We start from the raw sequence: 22,871 nt of genomic DNA, 5'->3' as shown, positions 1-22,871 counted from the left end.
TCTGTTCAGGATTCAGAGGCGAATACTTTACGCTCTTTTGCGCCTGTTCCGCTTCTGGCATGACTGGAACAGATGTAAGAGCTGGAAGTTGCAGATATCTGCTTAATCAGCAGACACTAGATAAATATTTTTCCAGAATTATAAAAGCTATAGCAATTCTTTCTTCGCAAAAAAATTCTCCGCGGCACTCTCCCATCCTGGAAGAAAAGCCGCGGAGAAATAAATATATTTTCGGTGCCAATACAAAGTATAATGGCGATAACTGCCATTTTTTTATAAAAACATTTGTCTTTCTATTCTCTTATCTTCTGTTCAGCGTCAACCTCTAAAACGCTTCGCACTTCTTCAATCGCAAAGCACTGACAGAATATGGCGGTGCCTCGTATACGAACTCTGAGGAAGCGCCATGCATATTCACGGTAATATTCTTCACCTTCTCCGGCTCTTCAAAGCTGTTTTCATCCCCCTTTTCACCGCTAAGAAGTGTTACGGTATAGTCGCCCTGTACCTGACAGTCCAGTGTAATGGAAACCGGATCCACATCTCCTGCAAAATTAACCGCCTTAATAATGATTTCGTCCTTGGTGTCAGTTACTACCGAAACAAAAGCAGGTCCGTAGGGAATCGAAATTTCCTTCTGAAGCTCACCATCAACATACAGGCGAATCTGTTTTCCGTCCGTTTCATATCCAAAGCGGTGATATTCTCCCGGTTTTACTGAAATAGCAAAGTCCTCAGTCAGCTTGTTGTCATGCATATAGCCAAACTCTTCCAATGAACATTGTCCTCCATTAACCTTCCAAAGGAACGGACGCACCAGAGCTGCATCCCATTCTTTTTCCACTCCGGCCGTAATCATGAGCTGCTCCTCATAATAGGAACGAACCATCCTGGCACTGAATATACCCAACTCAAAGTAAGCATTTTCCTCAACAAAAATATCGGTCTCAAATCTTCCATAAGTCTGGTCTTCTTCTCCAAATACCACAAAGCTCTTGGTCTCATCAGCCCATTCCAGAATACTGTGAAATTCCTTTTTCTGCTCCTCATCCGGAAGCTGAAGCAGGCGGCCATCCTCTGTATCCTGCACATGTCCCATTAATTCATGAGTAATCTTTGCTTCTTCTCCATTCCAAATGGGATTTCTGAAGCGAAGTTCCTTATTGGATTTTAAAGATGCCATTCCGGTTCTCGGACGATAAACACGTCCTCCCTCATCTTCGGATCGCACCACATATTCTCCGCGATTTTGACCGAACATTTTCCAGACATAATAAGTAGGAATTCCAAGACTCTGATGATTATTGAAACGAATCAGATTAGGATACCACGCTCTGTAATTTACATTTTCAAATAATGGAGCATAAGAGGCCAATGTTACGATATCCTGATTTTTCTCAATACCCATAAGGAAAGCCGCTTCTCCCAAAGCCGCATACAACTGTCCCATATAGTTGCCTTCGTATACAGCCACCTCTCCTACAAAGATTTTTGGTCCCTTACGATCGTAGTCATCATAATAATTTACACGTTCTGCAAAGAACTCTGTTGTATTGTAAAAATGTTCATCCACGCACTCGGCAGGACAACCATTTTTCTCTACATGCTCATTGGCTATGGTTTTAATCTGGGGATACAGTTCCTTTACCTTCTTATAAATCATGTTGTATCGCTTTTCATAATCCGGACCCCAGTTTTCATTACCAATTTCCAGATAGGTCATTTTAAATGGTTCCGGATGCCCCATAGAAGCACGAAGCCTTCCCCATTTGCTTTCCTTAGAGCCGATAGCATATTCAATGGCATCCAGTGTATCCTGTACCATTTCATCAAGAGCCTCTCCTTCCAGAAGGACACTCTTTCTTCCCTGACAGGTCATTCCGCAGTTACATACATACAGGGGCTCCATCCCCAGATCCTCGCAAAGCTGCAGATATTCATGAAAGCCAAGTCCTAATGTACTTCTGTAATGCCATACAAACAGCTTACTGGGTCTTTCCCATGCCGGACCTACCGTATCCCGAAATCTCATCGCTGTGGACGGTGTCGTTCCTTCCACAATACAGCCTCCGGGAAAACGCATAAACTTTGGACTCATTCCCTTAAGCTTTTCTACAAGATCTGTTCTGAGTCCATGCCCCATGTAGGTATTGTCAGGCATTAGTGAAATAAATCCCAGCAGAACCTCTCCGCCTTCTTTGCAGGAAATAGTAAGCTGTGCCTCGTGACAATCCTCAGCTGCTGTCAGCTTCATGTCATATCTTGTATACTCCTGACCGGAAACCACCAGACTGTTTCCAGTCAGTACTTTTCCCTGGTATTCGATCGCTACGTCCAGTCCTATTTCTTCCTTTGCTTTTGCAAATAAATACAAAGAGTAACTTTCTCCAGCCTTTACGGATATACCGCAGTAACCGGTATTAGTCAGAGATCCGTCCTTTTCAAACTGCATACGCAGAGCTGCGTCCCGATGTTCATTCAGGGTATCCGTCAGTTCCAGTTCCATCTTTGCATTGTGTGTATACCATGCCGGTATTTCTGTCTCCGGAATATTGTTGCCCTTTACCCAGCGGCATAAGCCTTCTCCGTTGCAAAACTCATCCATCCATCCGGATACGGTTTTTACATGGATGCCATCCTCCTGCTGTATATAACCCTCCGGTAAAACGGAATCTTCGAAGCTTCTGTTTCGAAGCATTTCCGGATAAAGTCCTCCGTCTCCGGCACGGTTAATGTCTTCAAAAAAGATTCCGTATAAATCCCTGGCTGTCTCAAATCGTCTTTCCTTTGTTTTAATCTTTAACTTGCTCATTGTAGTCTCCTTTTTTACATTCCAAGAGTTTTGATCACTACCTGTGCCAGAATTCTGGCAAGATAATCATTGGGGTGATTTAACCAGTTTCCGGTTATATCAATGTATCGTTTTCTCTTTCCGATTTCTTTTTGAACTGCCTGTATATCTGCTATAGCAACTCCCATACCTTCTAAGCCCTTCAGACTTTCACTGTATTCATCCTGATGTGCCCAGAAATGGTGTGGCTCCGTAGCAGCCAGTTCATTGGGAAGCGTAGACGCAATCAATAAAAATTCCGTTTTCGGACTAACCTTCCGGATTGCCTCTAACAATGCAATCCCACCTTTACATTATCTTCAATTTTCAATTCAGCAAATATGACTTAGCCTGTACTATTTCTTTTATAGCATTATGTAATTCATCCCAATCATTATTCGGAATGGAATTATCTATCCAGTTAATTATTCTATCTTTTTTCGTTTTTGGAATACTACGTTCACAAACCCTCTGTCTCTCTTTGCTCAAATAATAAATTCTTGTTTCCTTGTTCATTTCATGTATTTCCCATGTAATGCAATCAGTCAAAATAACATATTGCGACTTATTTATATACTCATTTACCTCATTATCTGCATGTGGTCTATCATCCGCTGTTGGTCGCTTAACTTCAACTATAACCAATATATCAACGCTTTCTGCAGATATCACATCTGTACTAAAAAGTAAAGTAACCGAATGGATTGCATCCCAAGCCGGATTTATTCAGGCTTTACTCGGAAGTATCTGCTGGGAAAGTTGAGTTACTTGACTGTAAAATGAAATGGGGTTATTCTTTTTATATTAAGAAATAGGTTTTTTGTCCGGTAAGCTGTTATCGCTGAAGGGGTTGCTCGTTTCTTTTTTTATATCTATTATTTTTCTGCACCTCATCGTAATAAGCCTTATACCGGTACGCTGTCCTGCGGCTGATTTCCCCCTGTGCAACAATTTCCATAATTGTCATCCCACCCTCGTATTTTACAGCAAAATCCCGGTAAGAAGTCATCCATGCTTCGTCATGCTTTTTCCTCCCGCCGGTATTGCGGTTTTTATATACTTCGAGTTCCGCCCGAAGCTGTTCGTTTTCCCGTTCCAGTTGCGCAATACGTGGAGGTGAAACAGGAAAATGGCAGGTTGCTCTAACTAATGCCATTTTTGAATGGAATATCCCCGTTTTGAAATTTTCCTCATGCCCCTCTTTCCACATGGACTTTGCAAATTTCTTTTCATCAAATTCTGTTAACAGCATATGGCGCACCTCGCTTCGATTCTTGAGCAAAACATCCTTTAAAATGTCATGCCGGATACAATACGATATGGATTCATTCATTCGACATTGTGTCCACTGTTTACATTAAGTATCCGGGTCTTGCATTCTAATGCTGGACATATACAAAAAAAGTCACTTGTTATGTCCCCCTCTCCATCAGCACCGGGACATATAGACAAAAAATCATTTACGATGTCCCATTAGTGCTGTCTTGTGGGACATACAAAACAATTTTTTCTATTGATATGCTCATCTGAAACTCCCGGCCGGTTTTCCGGTACAGATGAAAATCAATATCAAACTCTGCCTTTGGAACTGCCCGCGCAGCCTCGGTTCTCTGTTCGATCTGCTTCATAAACTCCATCACGCTTTTTTCATCCCACTGTTGTGGTCTTTGGGGCTCCGTGAGATCTTCAAGCAGTTCCGGACGATATTGCAACAGAAACGATGCGCGCATATTGGAATATTCTGTCTGGTATGATTCATCCGATGGACTTACTTCGGTATACCCCAGTTCCCTGACCACATAATCTGCCACCTCATCCACAGAGCGCGAATCTGCCACCTCATCCACAGAGCGCGAATCTGCCCTCAGAAATTTGATTACACGCTTTCGCCGGAAGTCATACATGCTCTTTTCTATCTTCTGTCTTAACGTTTTCTTTTTGTCTTTTCCGGCAATAAAAACGGATGTCGGGCCATCGGATTTTCCTATTATACGAATGTTATCTGCTGTTTTTTCATATCAATTAATCTTTGAACCTTTCCTTATCTGGATACCAGATCACTTATTATAATGTCCGTTTAAAAAATGCAATGATCTGCTGCCATACTTCATCCTGGAAAAACATCAGGTCCGCATGCTCTGCGCCATCAAGCGCAAGCAATGTCACATCACAGCCGGCTGCTTCTAACGCATCATACAATTCCTCACTCTGCGAAAAAGGCACGGTACTGTCTTTGGTTCCATGAATCAGCAGGAATGGCGGCGCATCCGGTGTCACTTTGGAAACCGGGGAATTCTCATAAGCTTCCTGCGGATGTGTCATAACATTAAATCCCATCAGCAGCGACTCTGAAGACATGGCTGCCTTTTCCACATCATCATATGGAAAATGGGACGCATCGGTCGGCGGATACCACGGACAGGCCGCCTGAACCTGACTGGAATACTCCAGATACTCACCTGTATCCAGTTTTTTATCCTGATCCAGTGCTGCCATACATGTCAGATATCCTCCTGCAGATTCTCCCATCACACCAAATTTTTCACTGTTAATCCGATATCTTTTTGCATATGCACGAAGATATCGGATTGCTGCCTTGATATCACACAGCTGCATCGGATGTGTTCCCTCGTTGGATGTCCGGTACTCTACGCTGGCAACAACAAACCCTTCCTGTGCCAGTGTGCCCAGATATGCCAGATGCGCTGCTTTGTCCATGCGCTGCCATGCGCCACCGCAAATCCATACAATACATGGATATGTCTTTCCTTCCCCATCCTCCGGATAGATGAGATCCAGTTTGAGATCTCTCCGGCAATGACCGAACCAGGAATCAACCTGCGCATAAGTAATGTCTGTTGTCACAACATATTGCGGTTTTGTGGTTTCCGGTTTTAATGTTTTCTTCATTATAATTTTCCTCGTTTCCGATGTAAAATTTCCTTTTCCTATATTTAAAAGAGTTAAAGAGTTTCATGTTAGTCTATGCTAACCACGTCTTAACTTATCTTCGGACAATTATCAATCCAAATGAAACTGCGCGACAAAATCCCGGATCACATTGACGGACTGTGTGCACTCCTGCAGCTTGTCGTAACCCTCGGTTACAAGGTTCTGCGTACTGCCGGATTTCTCGGCAATACCGCTGATTCCGTCTGTGGACTGTTCCACCATGGAGTTGATCTCTGATACGGTAGAAGAGATCTCTCCAATGTGCTGCTCTAATGCATCCACTGCTTCTTTTGTCTGCTGCATGATCTGCTGGAATGTGTCCGCATCGGCATGATACTGCTCCCCCACCTGTGCGAAATGCTCATAATCCCCAAGAACGGTCTGTTCCAGAAATTCCATAATCGTTGTGAGGCATTCGGTCATATTGGAAACCGAACTGTTGACCTCTCCTACAATCTCGTCAATTGTGGAAACGGTATCCAGTGTCTGCGTTGCCAGATCTCCGATTTCGGAAGCAACAACCGCAAATCCCCTGCCCGCTTCGCCAGCCCTGGCTGCCTCAATATTGGCATTTAATGCCAGAAGGTTTGTCTGGGAAGAAATCTGTTTGATGTTGTCTGTCAGCGCATTGATCTTCTGTACGGATTTCGCCTGCTCCACAGCGGCATCCGTCTTCTGTTTCATGACCGCATACATCTGGTCTGTCTTGTGGCGGGACTCCGTACTGATCCGCTCCATCTCTCCGGCACGCTCCTGGATCTGTCCGGAATTTTTCTCTCCATCCTCTGCAAGCCGCTGGATATTGTCGGAACTTTCTCTCATAATTCCAACGTTTTCCACAATGTGCGCCGCATTTGCACTGGTCTCTTCCATCCCGGCTGCCAGTTCCTGCGTTGCAGCGGAGTTATCTTCTGCATACGCACTGTTCTGCTCCATCAGATGATTCAAATCCTCTGCGTTGCCCTCGAGTACCTGCTGTGTCTGCTGCAGGTCTCCCATCATCTCCCGGAGCTTCTTTCTCATAATGTGGATCTTTGTTGCCATGTTTCCGATCTCATCCTTCTGTTTCCGCAATTTGCCTCCCTCTTTGGTCGGGCGGAAATCCAGTTCCGCTGTCTGTTCGATCACAGCGGTCAACTGGCGGATCGGTCTGGTCATACCGGTACCGATGATCACGCCAATCACAGCAGACAGGACAAATGCAACGATCATGGCGATAATGATCAATTTTGCCAGCCCATATGCCTCTGCATAAATTTCAGATACCGGGGCGGTAAGGACAAGCTTCATACCATTATCCAAATTGTAAAATGCAAATTTCTTGTTTACATTTTTATAGGAATAATCCATCGTCTTTCCCTGATTACCGTCATCTCCGATAAAATCTGCACTCTTAGAAAGCGAGGAATCCAGATCGGAAAGCTTTGTGCCCTCATCCGCATTTTTGTGGTACATGACTGCTGCCGATGCATCCGTCAAAAATGCATATCCACTCTGGTATACTTTTGTCTCGTCAACCAGATCGGTAATCTGTGAAAAATCGATATCCATACCAACAATACCGATCGATGTTCCATCTTCTGCAAACAATGGCACAACGTATGAGATCATGTAAATATTGATATTTTCATTCATGTACGGTGACATCCAGATAGCTTCCTTTGCCTGTACCGGAAGATAATACCAGCCGACATGCTCCACATCGCTTTCATCATACATGGAAAAATCCGTCGGTGTCAGGCACTGCAGTTCACTGTCAACTGACTGGCGCTGTGCAAAGACACCGGATGTCGGATTGGAGTAATTCGGGTTATACCGCAGATATACCGTCACTGCCCCATTTGTATGGTTTGCAAAATCAAGCACCGCCTGCTGTACCGTCTCGGTGTATGTATCCGCATAATCCTTGCTCTGCCGGAACGAATCATAGTCAAAATTACTCATTGCGACTTCACTGAGCGTATCCACCGACTGCTCAATCTTCTGAATCGTGGAATTGATCTCTTCGGTCTTCTTCTGCCCGGTAAGCTGCATCATGGTCATTGCATCTTTTCCGGCTGTCCGCACAGAATTTGAAATTGCAATCACCCCGATCAGAACCGATGTAAAAAGAGAACAGATCAAAATAGATGCTATAAGCTTTGTCCGTACTGATTTCATAATCCTTTGCCTCCTAAAATCATTTTTTCTGTTGTTTTTATAAGTGTTCCCCTTATGTATTCCGAAAATCATCCAATACCGGTATCTGCAGAACGGTATCCCGGTAATTTTCACTTTCCATTATAACATATCATGCTGAATTTTTTAAATGTAATCGGAAATATATGGAATTTTTGAAAATTGCAAAGTTTAATTCCACCATCCATTTATACGGTGGAATTCTCTTCTGCACAAGTGGAATTTAACCTTGCACATCATAAGTGGTATGCTCAGGTTGGCCTTCTGACAGCAGTAGAAGGAGAACTAGCATGAGCAAATATATTCCCGGTAATCAAAAGCATCTTACTCTCGAAGATCGCAAATATATTGAAAAATCCCTAAACACTGGCTGTTCTTTTAAGGACATTGCAAGATATCTTTGTAAAGATCCAACAACAATCTCAAAAGAAATCAGACTGCACAGGCTCAGGCTCAGCGACTGGTATCACAAAGGCTGTTTTAACAATGCACATAACTTCTGCATCCACAGATATCATTGCAAAAAAGTCAATGCCTGTGGCAAGATCATTCTCTGTGGTGCCAAATGTACCACCTGTCCAACCTGCAACCAGACATGTCCGGACTTTATCAAAGAACGATGTAACCGACTTGATAAAGCACCTTATGTGTGTAACGGGTGTCCAAAAGCAATCAATCACTGCACGATTGCCCACAAATACCGCTATGATGCTATTTTTGCTGATCGCAAATACAAAGAATGTCTCTCACAGTCCAGAGCCGGTATAAACATGACCAGACATGAACTGCATCAGAAAGATATGGTCATCACGCCTCTGATTTTTCAGGGACAGTCTCCGTATCAGATTGTAACGAATCACCCAGAACTCGATCTGTCTGTGCGGATCCTGTATTCTTACCTTGTTGGTCCAAGTAGCAGGCTGCTTGATTTTGATACGCTCCTGTACTGTATCAAAGGTGGCTTGATCGACCAGCGGTTCATGTGTGTTCTCTACGATAACCCATTCTTCCGGCGGACGCTCTACGATGCGCTTGTCCTTGAAAGATCTTGTAGTATAGCGTTGGCTGACCAATTTTCCTAAATAAACAGGATTGCTCAGAATTTGATATACGGTTGTCTTCGCCCAACTGTACGGATGCTTGACACGCTTATTGGCAATATACTTGCCCTCGGTGTTCAGCAGATATGCAGTTCACCTTAGAGAAGCAGAAATTTATCCGGCGCAGTCGAGCAGGGCGGCATTCATTCCTTTCGGGCCGTCGTCACAGGTTTTGCAATCGCCTTGCGGTAAATGATAAGGGAAATGACCGCGGCGATCGCTTCCGTGATCCAAAACGCATTCCAGACGCCAACCGCTCCGAAAAACCTGCTGAGTAAAACCGCAGTTGGGATGATAACCACAACATACCGGCAAAGTGAAATCAGTAATGAAGGAGTGCCTTTTCCAAGTCCCTCCAGTGCGCCGGAAGATGTAACGGAAACCGCCGAGACGATAAAACCGGCGCCGATGATACGCAGGGCTGTTTCCCCGGTCTGGATTGTCGCTTCTGTGTGGGTAAACAGCCCAATAAGCTGGCCGGGGATTAGCAGACATATCACTGTCCCAAGTACCATAATGATACCGCTCATGCACAAGACGATTTTATAAATCTGGCTGACTCTTTTGTTCTCCCCCGCACCGTAGTTATAGCCGATCAATGGGCGCATCCCCTGAACAATGCCATTAGCCGGAAGATAGATGAATGTCTGCAATTTGTAATAGATTCCCAAAACCAGAATATACACTTCGGAATATGCCGCCAAAATAGCATTGAGCGCCGAAATCAAAAGAGATGGGAGCGCAAGATTCAAGGTTGCGGGAATGCCGATGGAGTACAGCTTTATTACCATCTTTTTGCTGAGCAAAATGTACTGCCTGCGGATATGCACGCGAATTGGCCGCACAAAATAAACGACCAGATAAATCGCAAGCGTCAAGGCCTGCCCGATGCCGGTTGCCAGCGCGGCGCCTTCGATTCCCATTTCCGGGAATGGGCCATAGCCAAAAATCAGAACGGGGTCTAAGACAATGTTTGTTATACACCCACACATCAAGCTGATCATGGTTGTTTTCATGTTTCCTACAGCTTGGAATAGTTTCTCGAATGTAACACCAACAATGATAATCAATGTAAAAGCGAACGCAATAACAGAATAGCGGACGCCAAGTTCAATCACTGTCTTGGATGAAGTGAACATTCCTAAAAAAGCCGGCATCATTGTAATACAGCAGACTGTCATAACAACGCCGTGAATCATGGCAAGCACAAGTCCCTGCGTGGCAGCTTGATCTGCTTTTTTGTTATCTCCAGCGCCTAGATAGAAGGCGATCACTGCGTTGATTCCAACGCCAAATCCAATTCCAACAGCATTGATAAAATTTTGAACTGGGTAAACCAGTGATAATGCCGTCATAGCTTCCTCGCTGATCTGCGCGACGAAAAAGCTGTCGATAATGTTGTATAGAGAATTAACCAGCATGGATAAAACCATAGGCAGGGTCATGGATAAAATCAGCGGCAATACCGGTTTTTCTTTCATAAAAGTATCGTTCATCATTTCTCCTCCTTGGAACATGTTATAAGATATTTTTGTGGCGATGCCATGCCATTATTACGAGAGCAATGAGCATAGTGGTGGTTTCCGCAACAGGAAATGCAAGCCAGATTCCGTTCAGTTGGAATAATTTGTCCAGACACCATAAGGCAGGAACAAGGAAAAGCAGTTGTCTGCATAATTGAATCGCTATGCTGGAACCTACTTTTTCTATGGCCTGAAAATAGGTGGAAATCATCGTAGAGAGGCCGCAAAACAGATAGCTTGCCGCCATGATCCGCATGGCGGAGATTCCAAAGGAGCGCATGGCTTCCGACGCCGTAAACAATCCCAGAATCTGCGCCGGAAAGATGAGGACAGCCAACGTCCCCAGTATCATCATGCCGGTGATCAAAACAGTTCCATATCGGAAAGCGGAATGCAGCCGTTCGCTGTTGCCTGCGCCGTAGTTAAACCGCATGACAGGCAAACAGCCTTGAATCAAGCCGTTTACCGTCATAACAATCAGCTGCTGCACCTTAAAATATGCGCCGAAGAAAGCGATCGCCGTATAGGAATACGCCACCAAAAACAGATTGACGAACGTCACCATAAACGAACTGAGGGCGTTCATAATAAAAGATGGCAGGCCAAAGGCAAAAATACGGCGGATCATCTGCTTTTGCAAATGAAAGCCTTTGATTTTTACCTGCACTTTCTGCTTTTTGCCCAGCAGTAAAGCAAATGCCAAAATCATGGACAGCAGATAGCCTGCAACGGTAGCTACCGCAGCGCCGCGGATTCCCATAGCCGGGAAAATACCAATCCCAAAAATCAGAATGGGGTCGAACACGAAGTTGACGACCACGCCCGCGATCTGGAACCACATGGGAGCGACCATGTTCCCGGTGGCCTGTATCATCTTCTGGATGGCGATATGCACCATGTTTGGAATTTGCATGAACGAACATACGCTCATATAGTCAAGACTCAACTGATAAATTTCTTCGTTATTGGTGAATGCCCTAAAGTAGGATTTCATAATCAGTAATGACAGAAGATTGAGCAAAGCACCAATTCCAAAGGCCAGTAACAATCCATGTGTGACGGTAGTATTTGCCTCATCCTGCTTTTTCTGTCCAAGATACCCTGCAATCAGTACATTCACGCCAACGCCGATCCAGATAGATGTCGCATTCATCAAAGTTGTAATGGGAAACGACAGGGAAACCGCCGTCAAAGCATTTTCACTCAGCCGCGCTACAAACGCGCTGTCTATCAGATTATAGGAATATTGCAGAAACATGGAAATCAGCGGCGGTATCGACATTTGCCAGATGAGTTTTCCAACGGGCGCAACCGCCATTTTGTTATTGGTCTGCATGCTTTCCCTCTTCTCCACAAATTGTCCGAACAATATAGTTTTGTTTGCGTGCTGCGGGCTGACCGACTTCCTGGACCGGATAAGTCCCTGCTTCCAGTACAGCGTCCAAAGCCTTGGAAGGGACAGATTCCGATTTATAAGCCCGTACACTACGGCACGTCTTGATAAGAGACAAAAAATTTTTTCCCATACAGATATAGTCCTCCATTCTGCTAATACTTCCGAGATACAGGCAACAAAAAAGCCACACAACTATCACAAGATAGCTGTGTGGCAAAAAGATGACCGAATCCGGAAAAGTCCACTAAAATTTTGCGTTTATTATTATAGCGAACTTGAAGGAGACTGTCAAGCATCAATCATTACGGAATTGTGGCCTGAAAATTTTAATCTTTACTCTGATGAGGATGGCGTGAAACACATCCGTATCAAAGCCAGACCTAATAAATGGCATGAGAATGACTGCCCTTTCTGTCACAAATCATGTCCTGCTTATGACAAACATTCCAGCAAACCAACCACTTGGAGGGGGCTGGACTGGGGTGGTATTCTGGTCGAAGTTGAATACCAGACGCATCGTATCATCTGCCTTGAACATGGGGTATATGTTGCCAAAGTTCCATGGGCATATCCAGGTAGTAGATTTACCAAGGATTTCGACCTTACCGTTGCATGGTTTGCATCCTATCTTCCAAGAAGTACCACATCATACTTCATGAGAGTGGACTGGGAAACTGTAGGTCGCTGTGTCAATCGTGCTCTTCACGATTTAGAACCGGAGCGCTCAAGAAGACTTGATGGTCTGGTTAATATCGGCATTGACGAAACCAGTTACAAAAAGGGTCACAAGTACATTACAGTAATCGTTAATCACGATACCAACACAGTGGTATGGGCATCGGAAGGCCATGGCAAATCCGTTCTTGAAAAGTTTTATAAACAGCTTACTCCAGAGCAGCTATCCAGCATCAAGGTTGTTACAGGTGATGGTGCCAAATGGATCACAGAGTGTGTAAATGAATACAATTCATTCCAAAATTGTTTATCATATTTGGGTGGAATTGGTTATCTAATTAACTACATTATTTTCTATCTAAAATATTCATAAATTCGTCACCTGTAATTGTTTCCTTCTCATACAGGTACATAGCCAGTTCGTCCAGTTTTTCCCTGTTTTCAGCAAGGATTTTTCTTGCTTTTTCATGCTCTGCTTTTACGAGCTGCACGACTTTTTCATCAATTTCCTTCTGGGTATCTGCAGAACAGGAAAGAGACGTATCGCCGCCAAGATACTGGTTGGTCACGGTTTCCATTGCCACCATGTCGAATTCATCTGTCATGCCGTAGCGGGTGATCATCGCTCTTGCAATTTTTGTTGCCTGTTCGATATCATTGGAGGCTCCGGTCGTGATCTCACCAAATACGATCTCCTCTGCCGCACGTCCGCCTGTAAATGTAGCAATCTTATTCTCAAGTTCTTTTTTCGTCATCAGATATTTATCACCCTGCTCAACCTGCATAGTGTAGCCGAGTGCACCTGAGGTACGCGGGATGATCGTAATCTTCTGGACCGGGGCTGAATGACTCTGCAATGCAGCTACCAGAGCGTGTCCTATCTCATGATATGCAACAACCTTCTTCTCCTGATCTGAAAGAACCGCATTCTTCTTCTGATATCCTGCAATAACCACTTCTATACTTTCTTCGAGATCAGATTCATTTACAACGGTCCTTCCACTACGGACAGCACGTAATGCTGCTTCATTTATGATATTGGCAAGCTCCGCACCGGATGCACCGGATGCCATACGTGCAATCGTATGCAGGTTAACATCATCAGATGCTTTTATCTTCTTTGCATGAACCTTTAAAATTGCTTCACGGCCTGCAAGATCCGGCAGTTCAACCGGCACACGTCTGTCAAAACGTCCCGGACGTGTAAGTGCCGGATCTAACGATTCCGGACGGTTCGTTGCAGCAAGAATGATGACACCATTATTTCCTTCAAATCCGTCCATCTCTGTAAGAAGCTGGTTTAAGGTCTGCTCCCTCTCATCATTTCCGCCCATTTGTCCGTCACGCTTTTTACCAATGGCATCAATTTCATCAATAAACACGATACATGGTGCCTTTTCCTTTGCCTGTCCGAAAAGATCTCGAACTTTGGAAGCTCCCATACCGACAAACATCTCAACGAATTCTGATCCGGACATTGAGAAAAATGGTACATTTGATTCACCCGCCACTGCTTTTGCAAGCATTGTTTTGCCGGTTCCCGGAGGTCCTACAAGAAGGACACCTTTTGGCATAGACGCACCTACATCGGTATACTTCTTCGGATTGTGAAGATAATCAACGATCTCTGAAAGGTTTTCTTTCGCCTCATCTTCTCCTGCAACGTCTGAAAAACGGATTCCCTCACTAGATTGCACATAAATCTTCGCATTGCTTTTTCCCATTCCAAAAGCCATCGAATTTTTTCCTCCGGCATGCTCCATCAGTTTCTTCGCCATATAATTTCCCAGTGCGATAAAAAGGATCAATGGCAAAACCCCGGTCAGCAGGAAGCTGATGATTGGTGACATCTGCTTATCGATATCTTTTGCGAATACTGCTCCACATTCATATAGCCTGTCCGTCAGGTTCGGATCGTTCATCAGACCTGTTTTATAAATATTTTTTTGATCTTTATCTGTAAAGATGATCTGATTGTCCTTAACTTCTACTTCACCAATATTCTTCTTCTCGATCATGCTCATAAAAGTTCCATAATCCGTTTCCTTTACCTGATGCTCCATAAGGATTGGTGTGACAACCAGATTAAATACGATCAGCACTATTAACACAATCCCATAATAATATGTCAGTGGTTTTTTCGGTGTTTTAACTTCTTTCATGGTCTTTCCTCCTGTTGTTCTGCGTTATGCTTTCTCCGTGCATTTTCGTATTATTTATTCTGCCATCTGACTTCGCCCTTGGACAGAAGCGGATAACAGATCAGCTGATCTGAATCCAGATTTTCCGCATGCATGTCAACCGCTGTGATCTGATGATTATCATAAGTCGTATAATAATAAATACCTTTTGCTGTATTACAACAGGACGTGTATATCGTGATCTCATATTTGCCTTCTGTCACCTCACAGCATCCACGCTGCTGATCTACGGATCCTAAGATATGGAAGAACTGGCTTACACTCTCATCCTCTTCTTCACCGGAGATCGAATTTAATTTTGTAAAGGCAACTTTCACAAATCTTGACTGGCTGGAAAGATCTCCAGGTATTCCCATTCCACCCATTCCTCTGCTATATGCATCAAGCTGTAATACTTCTGCAAAAGTACTCTCCGGCTGTTTTCTGGATACACCGGCATAATTATTCAGTGCAAACATCTGACCCGGGAATGGTGGATTATTGGTAAGCACTCCTACCGGATTATCATATACATGCAGCCCATCCTTCATAGACTCAACAACGATACAGGAGTCTTTGTCTGCAATGATCCAGTGAAGCTGTGCTGTCGGCAGCTGTTCGCTGAATGCTGTGCCTGTCAGTCTCATTGCTGCCAGCTTCTCTCTCACCTCTTCTACAGTAGCACACTGTACAAGGATCCATGGGATGAACTCGAACTGTGCCACCTGGCTGACTTCTGTTTCATCTCCCGGCAAAGCCTCTTCATATGCCGCATTGCCAACAAAATTAAGACCTGCCATTCCAAGGCCTTTTTCATTAACAGCATCATAATAAAGCGGATAACCTCCTGCAACAAATGCCATTCCGATCAAAGCATAATGGCTTTTTATCTTCCCGGCAAACCGGAAATCAAATTCATAATTTCTTGGCGTTATCGTAATCTGTTCCCCATAGGAAAATTCATAATCAAGCGTTCTGCCCATATAAAAATCTTTTGTTTTGTAAGTTGCTGCTGTACACATATCGAACACCTCTTCTTTCTGCTATAACAGTCCTGCAAACAATCTCATAAACAACTGTCCGAGCCGTAAATATGCACTCCGTCCTGTGCGGTACTTTTCGGTCACTTCCCTGCATTCATTCATTGTTGCTCCCAGATCATCTCTTATATCCAAAACTGTCTGACTATCCGCCATAAAACAACCATTTTCAAAGTGGTGATAAAGACTTCTATAGTCAAGATTTATCGTTCCGCAAGTTGCCATACAGTCATCTGCCACACTCATTTTTGCATGACAGAATCCTGGTGTCCATTCATAAATCCTCACACCATTTTTCACCAGTCCATGATAGAAAGAACGTGTAATGCTGTATATTAACTTCTTATCCGGCATTCCCGGAGTGATGATCCTGACATCTACTCCACGCTTTGCTGCCAGACACAAGGCATGTGTCATCTCATCGGTAATGATCAGATATGGTGTCATAAACCAGCAATATCTCTCTGCCTTGTTTATCATACTGATATAGACTTCTTCTCCCACCTGTTCATCATCCATCGGACTATCTGCATAAGGCTGGATAAATCCTTCCTGTGCTGCCTGATAATCTGATTTTACAAGATACTGATCAAAATCTGTATCATTTATATCTTTCATACTTACAGCATTCCACATTTCCAGAAATGTAATCGTCAAAGATCTGACTGCATCACCTTCCAGACGTATTCCGGTATCTTTCCACTGCCCATATGGATGCGTATAATTAAAATATTCATTTGCAAGATTGTATCCGCCTGTAAAACCAATCTTTCCATCGATCACCGTGATCTTTCTGTGGTCACGGTTATTCAAAAACACATTCAGTCCCGGCATAAATGGATTAAACACTCTGCAATGAATTCCTACAAATTCCAGTTTTTTCACAAAATCCGTATTAATAAATCCTATCGATCCCATATCATCATAGAAAACACGGACTTCCACTCCTGCCTTTACACGTTCTTCCAAAACATTCTGTATTTTCTTCCATGCCTTGTCATCTTCTATGGCATGATATTCCATAAAAATAAACTTTTCTGCTTTCGACAGATCTTCAAGCTGTGCATCAAGCCCTTTTTCTGCTGCATCATAATAGGTAACATCTGTATTCTGATATACCGGGTAATGTGCATTTCTCTGAATATAAGCACTGATATTTCCGGCTTTTGGAATTTTAGCATTCATCTTTTCCAGGCATGCCACATTATCAGGAAGCAACGGCAATAACTTTCTGTCGATATCTGCATACCGCTCCCGCATCTTACGTGTGCCTCCATTCAATCCGATCAGTAAATATAGTGCTACACCCATGATTGGGAAAATAAGAATCAAAATAACCCACGGCATTTTCATAGAAGATGTTTTATCTGACGCATATAATGCCAGAACCAGTACTCCTGCAAATAATCTCGTAATAAGGTTCACGATCTCAGCATATTCATTCAGTTTTGTGATCATCATTACAATAAATGCAGCTTCCAGTAAGATACAAAATACAGAAAAACATAGTCTTTTTACACCATTCTTTGATCTCGCCCTGCCTTCTAAAGTATCCTGCTTCATGTATATCACTCCTAGTATAATAATTTCTTCTTATTTGATGATCCATTACAAAAAAAGAATGGCTTATCTTTTCAGAATATAATAAAATATAGTATATCATTATTACCAATGCCATTCAGTTAAGCATCATTTCAGTGGTTTTCTGTCATAGAAAGCCACTGTTTTTATGCCTAAAAACTTTAAAAATATTACAAAAAACAGTCGACAAGTAAGCCAATATATGTTGCGCAAGCCTTGATTATAAACATATTTCAAGGAGGCTCATTATGGCTGATTTTTTCTTATCTAATTTAAAATCCACACTCGACAACTGCATCACAGAACTTGATGAAATTCACTCCATGTTCTGCCGTAATCCGGAAAGTGATTTTACCAGGAACCGCAAACTTTCTTTCCGCGAGTATATTCAGTTTATGCTCCAGATGCAGAGTAAATCCGTTTCAAATGCAGTAAACATATGCAGGGCATATCTCAAACACGGTGGTAATGAAACAGAGACCATGCTTCTCATACAAAAGTATCTGACACCTGTCAGGTACAATCGAAAATATCCTATCCACCTCCGTCCAAAGAGAAATAGGGATTTCATGTATCGGGTTGCATAAATCTCGTTACTATTATACTGCATTATAAGGCAGATAAGCAATCTGTCTTTTTGTCATAAAAAACCTTATCTAAATGACATTGAATGATTTATTTTCTATCTAAAATTTTATTAAACCGACTAAAGACTCCATAGTTTGTGTGTTTGACTTACTGTTTATATCTATCTTCTCCTAAATATTTTTCCTAAATTACTAATCCCATGGAATCTTCTTGCGATATATCCATCAGCAAGATCCGTAAGACCAGACAGCAATAAGATTTCACCAGCTAACAGAGGATTTTTCTTTACACAATAACTCCATATAATTACCGGAATCAGACAAAGCCGAAAAAAAGAAAAAAGATTAGGAACCGTAATAATTCTATTCAAATTTTCTTCCTGATTCACTTCACTCTGCATGTACGGTCACCTCACTTTCTTTTTTTAGACATAAACCAATAAAATATAACACAAAATGCTAAAGCAAACACAACACCAAAAACATTTTGAATCACTCTAAGACTAACCGCTCCTTGTAGTCCATAAGTCTCTGCAGCAATGGCTAAAGCACCAAATGTGTTAAATACTGCCTGCCAGCCATATTGTGCTGAAAATCCTACACCGATTCCACCAAGAATTCCTATATATGCATAGATTGACGAAGGAAGCAGAAAATATAATACTGTAAAACATATAACACCTGCAATATTTCCGACAATCCTTTTACGGACTCTGTAGTGCATATCTTCCATAAACGGCAAAATCGCGGACATGGCCGCAATACCAGCCCACATTGCACGTGGCATATTACAAAGTTCTGCAATGCAAAGGACAATCGGTACGCATAAAATCTGACATATCTGCCATTTGGTTCTGGAAGAAGTGATATCAAATTCTTGTATCAGATCTTTCAGATTTCTTTTATAAGTTCTGTTTTTATGATTTCGATAAAATACGAAGCAGGTAAGTGCTGCACCTAAAGCCATTCCGACTAATCGCATCTGATAGCTTTTTCCCGTAACATCATAACCATATAGCAGCAGATACCCAAGAACCAATGTAGATTGATTAAACATGAATGGATTATGGCATCCGAACAGAATCAACACAGCCAGTGCCGCAATATTTAACAGCATTCCCAATACCGGTGAAAACTGATTTGCTAAATGCGGACATACAGTCATAATTACAAAGAACAAAGCCAAAAGCATCGTAGATTGTCCGGTGTGGATCCCCAGATCCGCATTTCTAAACACCATGAGACATAATAAGACTACTACACCTACAATGCTGTTCTCATTTCCAAATAGGATGCTGAAAATACTAACAAAGGAAAAACAAAATGCCATTGTAACAGCTATCTTCACCAGATATACCCACATATGATATAATTTTTCTTTTAGTGTTTCACTCTTTTTCAACAGGTTTTTAGAACCTGCCTGATTTAACTGCAACTCCTGATAAAATGTCATATAAATCCTCCCATCTTCTAATTTATCTTAAAACTATATAATCTCATCTTTCTGCTTTGGCAGCTCTATAACAAATCTGCATCCACCATATTCACGGTTTTCTGCTTTGATTGTTCCTCCGGCACTATCTACAATCCGTTTTACAAGTGCAAGACCTAGGCCATTTCCTTCTGCTTTATGAGATCCATCTACCTGATAGAACTTGTCAAATATTCTGGATTTTACATCATCCTCTATTCCTGGTCCTTCATCTTCCAGAATGAACTTAACAGAATCCTGTTCTTGTTTCAGAAACATCGTAATTGTCCCCTTTGAAGGGCTGAACTTAATCGCATTATCCAAAAGATTTATCCAGATATGCATAAAAAGTCCTTCATTCCCAGTATATTTAACTTCCTCCAATTCTACCTGAAAACCAATTTCTTTTTCTGTCCATTTTGTTTCCAATGAAAGAAATGCCTGGCGGATCTGTTCATCCAGACGATATTCTGTTTTTTTCATTGGTATATTCTGATTCTCTAACTTGGATAACAGCAAAATATTACCAACCAATCCGGAAAGTCTTTGGGTGTTAAATAAGATTTTTTCTACATATTCCTCTTGATCCGGAGACAGTTCTTCTCCCTGAAGCAGCATTGTATATCCTTCAATGGCATTAATCGGGGTCTTAAACTCATGAGAAACATTAGATACAAAATCCATCTGCAGCACCTCTGTTGCACGAAGTTCTTTTGTCATAACGTTAAAACTTTGATAAGATTCTCCAACTTCTGCTATACGGCTGTTCGTTTCCAAATGCTGTTCAAAATCTCCCCGAGAAACTTCCTTCATTGCTTTACTAAGTCTGGTAATTGGTTCCAGTAACTTTGCATTGATAAAAGAAGTGATCAGCCCTGCAATCAATGTATTGAAAATCAAAAGCCAGCCAAGCACAGGTATGCTGCCCGGCAGTTTAAAAAAATGATTCAAAAAAGCAAATAATAAAGCAGATATGACTGTTGAAAATACAAGTGCCAGCCAGATTGCACCAGTCAGACAGGATCGGATCCGCAATTCTTTTTCTTTCTTTTGTTCCATTATTTTTTCACCACCTTGTATCCAATTCCACGCATTGTTACGATTTCAAAATCAGGGTTATCTTTAAAACGCTCTCTGATTCTTCCTATATGTACCTCTATCGTATGTGGGTCTGCCTCCGTCTCGTATCCCCATACTTCATCCATCAACTGTTGTTTTGTAAATGTTCTGCCTGGCGAAGCTGCAAGCTTATATAAAAGCAGGAATTCTTTTTTAGGCAAAACAAGACTTTCCTTATCAGTTGTAACTGTCATTGCATCATAATCAAACTCTGTTGAACCGATCACAATTTTGTGTTCATTCAGTATCTGTGCACGGCGAAGCAGTGCTCCGACTCTTAAAACCATTTCATTCACATTTACCGGTTTTACCATATAATCGTCACTTCCCGAAAGAAATCCCTGGCGCATATCATCAAAGGAACCTTTCGCAGTGATCATAAGCACTGGTATCTGATATCCTGCTGAACGAAGTTCCGACACCAGTTCATAGCCATCCATAACCGGCATCATAATATCAGAAATGATCAGATCAATATATTCCTTATCCAATACTTCTAATGCCTGTGCTCCATCCGATGCACTTTTAACTTGATATCCATTCTTCTCAAGCACTTTTTGGAATAGCTGGCTTAATTCTTTATCATCTTCTACAATCAATATTTGAAACACGTTTTCCTTCCTCCTTATTAAAACAGATACCTTGCCCATCCAAGCAGATGCTGTACTAAAAATATTTTTCTCTGACGTTTCTTTGTTAATTCGATTGGCTCTACATGATATGGATCATTATAAGTTCCGCCTTCTAATATCTGGCGGGACACTTTTTCATATTCCATCATCCCCTCTTCCAACTGTTTATTAATATCTTTACTGCGTATTACAAGCATCAGTTCCGTATCCAGATATGTACTTCTCATGTCCATATTAAAGGAACCGATTACAGACAGATCATCGTCAATCAGAATACTTTTTCCGTGGTATGAATAACCGCCTTCATATTCCCAGATATTAATTCCTGTACTTAAGATTCTATTTCTGTTTTTCGCATAATCGGCAGCCCCAAATGGATTCCCATTATTCGCAACTGAATTTGTCATGATAGAAAAATCTGAAACGTTCTCTGCAATCTCCTCCCATGTATTATACATCATATCATTACAGATAATATATGGCGTGTGGATCTTCACACGATTTTTTGCATTTTTCATCAATTCTCCCAACTGATACCACACTACTGGTTCTTTGGAACCTGTGTGAATAGGATTTGACACTAATGCAATCTTTTCTGTCTCAAAAGTTTCGTCCGTGTAATCGGTATCGCAGATTCTTTCCTTATTCTCTTCAAAATATTTCTGATAGCCGTTCTGCAGCTCTAAAACTGCGTTCTTTACAGATTTTCTATTTGCCAGTTTTTTATTGTCATGAAAATAGCCACTGTCTTCTTGTTCCCATATCGTTTCAAAATACTCTGACAACTGGTTAACTGAATTTTCTTTCTCAGGTTCATCGCAAACCACTAACACGTCTCTGTCATAGTTCTTATGTCCCGGAAAATCACCCAGGAAATAATTGTATGTATTTCTTCCCCCAAGAATATATCTCTTTCCATCTGCAATCAAATATTTATCATGCATTCTACCCATCATCTTCCATGGTTTCAACGGATTGGCCTTATTATATAGTTTAATTTCAACATTCTCATGGGAAGATAATCCATAGAAATACGGATTTCCTTCCATATCAATCCAGCTCTCCATTCCATCTACTAACAGACGAATATGTACACCTCTGTCTGCCGCATCATGCAGTGCTCCTAAAATCAATTTTCCACTTTCATCGGATTGAAATGCAAAAGTAGAAAGAATAATTTCCTTTTTTGCATTCTTGATCAAACGCACTCTTTGTAAAAGCGCTTCTGGATTCTTTTCTATGATTACTGCCCGTTCTGTATTTTCACTGCATTCGTTCCATGACCCATTTTTTGTTTCTTTTTTGGTTGTATTGGACACTTCCGGCTGCTTTTTATATGCAACGCAGATTCCGAGCAATTCATAAAAAGCCACACATAAAAAAATTGCCAGTATAACAAGAAGGATTTTACATATTTTATACTTTTTCATTGTACATCACTTGATTCCTTTTTATTTCATACTTATACAATACAAAGTCAATCTCAATTTAACCTCAACAAAATTTGTTTTTTTCATCCATGCAAAATCTTCTTTGTACAACAGACTGTTAGATATAGCAAAAACGGCCTTTCAAAAACAGTTAACTTCTAAATCAACTGTTTTTTG

19 protein-coding genes and 2 pseudogenes are annotated in these 22,871 nt (G+C 41.9%); 3 read left to right on the top strand and 18 right to left on the bottom strand.

Going from position 1 to position 22,871, the window contains the following annotated elements; translation table 11 throughout:
- Nucleotides 1-329: hypothetical protein (locus tag H8Z76_RS13490; RefSeq protein WP_207723136.1), on the top strand; the 329-nt coding region annotated here is incomplete at its 5' end.
- Here the strand turns inward: H8Z76_RS13490 and H8Z76_RS11810 are convergent.
- From H8Z76_RS11810 to H8Z76_RS11780, 7 genes are all read right to left on the bottom strand, one after another.
- A complete protein-coding gene (locus H8Z76_RS11810) occupies nt 326-2,812 on the bottom strand; it encodes an alpha-L-arabinofuranosidase C-terminal domain-containing protein (protein ID WP_186982573.1) in 2,487 nt (828 codons plus the stop codon). The genes H8Z76_RS13490 and H8Z76_RS11810 overlap by 4 nt on opposite strands.
- 14 nt (nt 2,813-2,826) lie before the next feature.
- Nucleotides 2,827-3,126: a hypothetical protein gene (locus H8Z76_RS11805; RefSeq protein ID WP_147619363.1), complete on the bottom strand. Its 300-nt coding sequence runs from the start codon at nt 3,124-3,126 to the stop codon at nt 2,827-2,829.
- A 31-nt stretch (nt 3,127-3,157) separates the two neighbouring features.
- Nucleotides 3,158-3,475, bottom strand: a complete 318-nt coding sequence (locus tag H8Z76_RS11800; RefSeq protein WP_147619362.1) for a hypothetical protein — start codon at nt 3,473-3,475, stop codon at nt 3,158-3,160.
- A gap of 190 nt (nt 3,476-3,665) precedes the next feature.
- The gene (locus H8Z76_RS11795; protein ID WP_243240542.1) at nt 3,666-4,082 is read right to left on the bottom strand and encodes a hypothetical protein; all 417 of its coding nucleotides are present in this window, start codon (nt 4,080-4,082) and stop codon (nt 3,666-3,668) included.
- Nucleotides 4,083-4,290: 208 nt separating this feature from the next.
- Entirely contained in the window at nt 4,291-4,677 is a 387-nt protein-coding gene (locus H8Z76_RS11790) for a hypothetical protein (protein WP_186982572.1), read from the bottom strand.
- 217 nt (nt 4,678-4,894) lie between these two features.
- On the bottom strand, nt 4,895-5,740 hold the full coding sequence (locus tag H8Z76_RS11785) for an alpha/beta hydrolase (protein WP_055067396.1): 846 nt from the start codon (nt 5,738-5,740) through the stop codon (nt 4,895-4,897).
- A gap of 111 nt (nt 5,741-5,851) precedes the next feature.
- On the bottom strand, nt 5,852-7,942 hold the full coding sequence (locus H8Z76_RS11780; protein WP_186982571.1) for a methyl-accepting chemotaxis protein: 2,091 nt from the start codon (nt 7,940-7,942) through the stop codon (nt 5,852-5,854).
- A 308-nt stretch (nt 7,943-8,250) separates the two neighbouring features.
- Here H8Z76_RS11780 and H8Z76_RS14050 point away from each other — a divergent pair.
- A pseudogene (locus H8Z76_RS14050) lies at nt 8,251-8,643 on the top strand (helix-turn-helix domain-containing protein); the annotation flags it as partial.
- Nucleotides 8,644-8,706: 63 nt separating this feature from the next.
- Here the strand turns inward: H8Z76_RS14050 and H8Z76_RS14045 are convergent.
- The 3 genes from H8Z76_RS14045 to H8Z76_RS11760 all read right to left on the bottom strand — a co-directional run bounded on the left by H8Z76_RS14045 (nt 8,707) and on the right by H8Z76_RS11760 (nt 11,919).
- A complete protein-coding gene (locus H8Z76_RS14045) occupies nt 8,707-9,120 on the bottom strand; it encodes a recombinase family protein (RefSeq protein ID WP_456300148.1) in 414 nt (137 codons plus the stop codon).
- Nucleotides 9,121-9,203: 83 nt separating this feature from the next.
- Entirely contained in the window at nt 9,204-10,556 is a 1,353-nt protein-coding gene (locus H8Z76_RS11765) for an MATE family efflux transporter (protein ID WP_186982574.1), read from the bottom strand.
- Between the two features lie 22 nt (nt 10,557-10,578).
- A complete protein-coding gene (locus tag H8Z76_RS11760) occupies nt 10,579-11,919 on the bottom strand; it encodes an MATE family efflux transporter (protein WP_186982570.1) in 1,341 nt (446 codons plus the stop codon).
- A gap of 412 nt (nt 11,920-12,331) precedes the next feature.
- On the opposite strand from H8Z76_RS11760, the gene H8Z76_RS13910 reads away from it, so the two are divergent.
- Nucleotides 12,332-13,027, top strand: a complete 696-nt coding sequence (locus H8Z76_RS13910) for a transposase (protein WP_207723135.1) — start codon at nt 12,332-12,334, stop codon at nt 13,025-13,027.
- Here the strand turns inward: H8Z76_RS13910 and ftsH are convergent.
- The 8 genes and pseudogenes from ftsH to H8Z76_RS11715 form a co-directional block, all read right to left on the bottom strand.
- On the bottom strand, nt 13,002-14,816 hold the full coding sequence (gene ftsH / locus H8Z76_RS11750; RefSeq protein ID WP_186982568.1) for an ATP-dependent zinc metalloprotease FtsH: 1,815 nt from the start codon (nt 14,814-14,816) through the stop codon (nt 13,002-13,004). The two genes, H8Z76_RS13910 and ftsH, sit on opposite strands and share 26 nt — an antisense overlap.
- 50 nt (nt 14,817-14,866) lie before the next feature.
- A complete protein-coding gene (gene bsh, locus H8Z76_RS11745) occupies nt 14,867-15,856 on the bottom strand; it encodes a choloylglycine hydrolase (RefSeq protein WP_117947895.1) in 990 nt (329 codons plus the stop codon).
- Between the two features lie 21 nt (nt 15,857-15,877).
- On the bottom strand, nt 15,878-17,437 hold the full coding sequence (gene cls, locus H8Z76_RS11740; protein ID WP_147619354.1) for a cardiolipin synthase: 1,560 nt from the start codon (nt 17,435-17,437) through the stop codon (nt 15,878-15,880).
- 781 nt (nt 17,438-18,218) lie between these two features.
- Nucleotides 18,219-18,443: pseudogene (locus H8Z76_RS11735) on the bottom strand (CDP-alcohol phosphatidyltransferase family protein); the annotation flags it as partial.
- A gap of 11 nt (nt 18,444-18,454) precedes the next feature.
- Nucleotides 18,455-19,495, bottom strand: coding sequence for an FUSC family protein (locus H8Z76_RS11730; RefSeq protein WP_147619352.1), 1,041 nt, complete (start codon nt 19,493-19,495; stop codon nt 18,455-18,457).
- Nucleotides 19,496-19,528: 33 nt separating this feature from the next.
- Nucleotides 19,529-20,572: a HAMP domain-containing sensor histidine kinase gene (locus H8Z76_RS11725; RefSeq protein ID WP_186982567.1), complete on the bottom strand. Its 1,044-nt coding sequence runs from the start codon at nt 20,570-20,572 to the stop codon at nt 19,529-19,531.
- On the bottom strand, nt 20,572-21,282 hold the full coding sequence (locus H8Z76_RS11720; RefSeq protein ID WP_003693048.1) for a response regulator transcription factor: 711 nt from the start codon (nt 21,280-21,282) through the stop codon (nt 20,572-20,574). Before H8Z76_RS11720 ends, H8Z76_RS11725 begins: the two co-directional genes overlap by 1 nt.
- On the bottom strand, nt 21,261-22,694 hold the full coding sequence (locus tag H8Z76_RS11715) for a phospholipase D family protein (RefSeq protein ID WP_147619350.1): 1,434 nt from the start codon (nt 22,692-22,694) through the stop codon (nt 21,261-21,263). The genes H8Z76_RS11720 and H8Z76_RS11715 overlap by 22 nt, the downstream gene beginning before the upstream one ends.
- Nucleotides 22,695-22,871: the final 177 nt, after the last annotated feature.

The organism is Roseburia yibonii, from assembly GCF_014297335.1.
GTDB lineage: Bacteria > Bacillota > Clostridia > Lachnospirales > Lachnospiraceae > Roseburia_D > Roseburia_D yibonii.
Note: the sequence above shows the minus strand (reverse complement) of the source record. Positions and strands in the feature narration are given on the sequence as shown.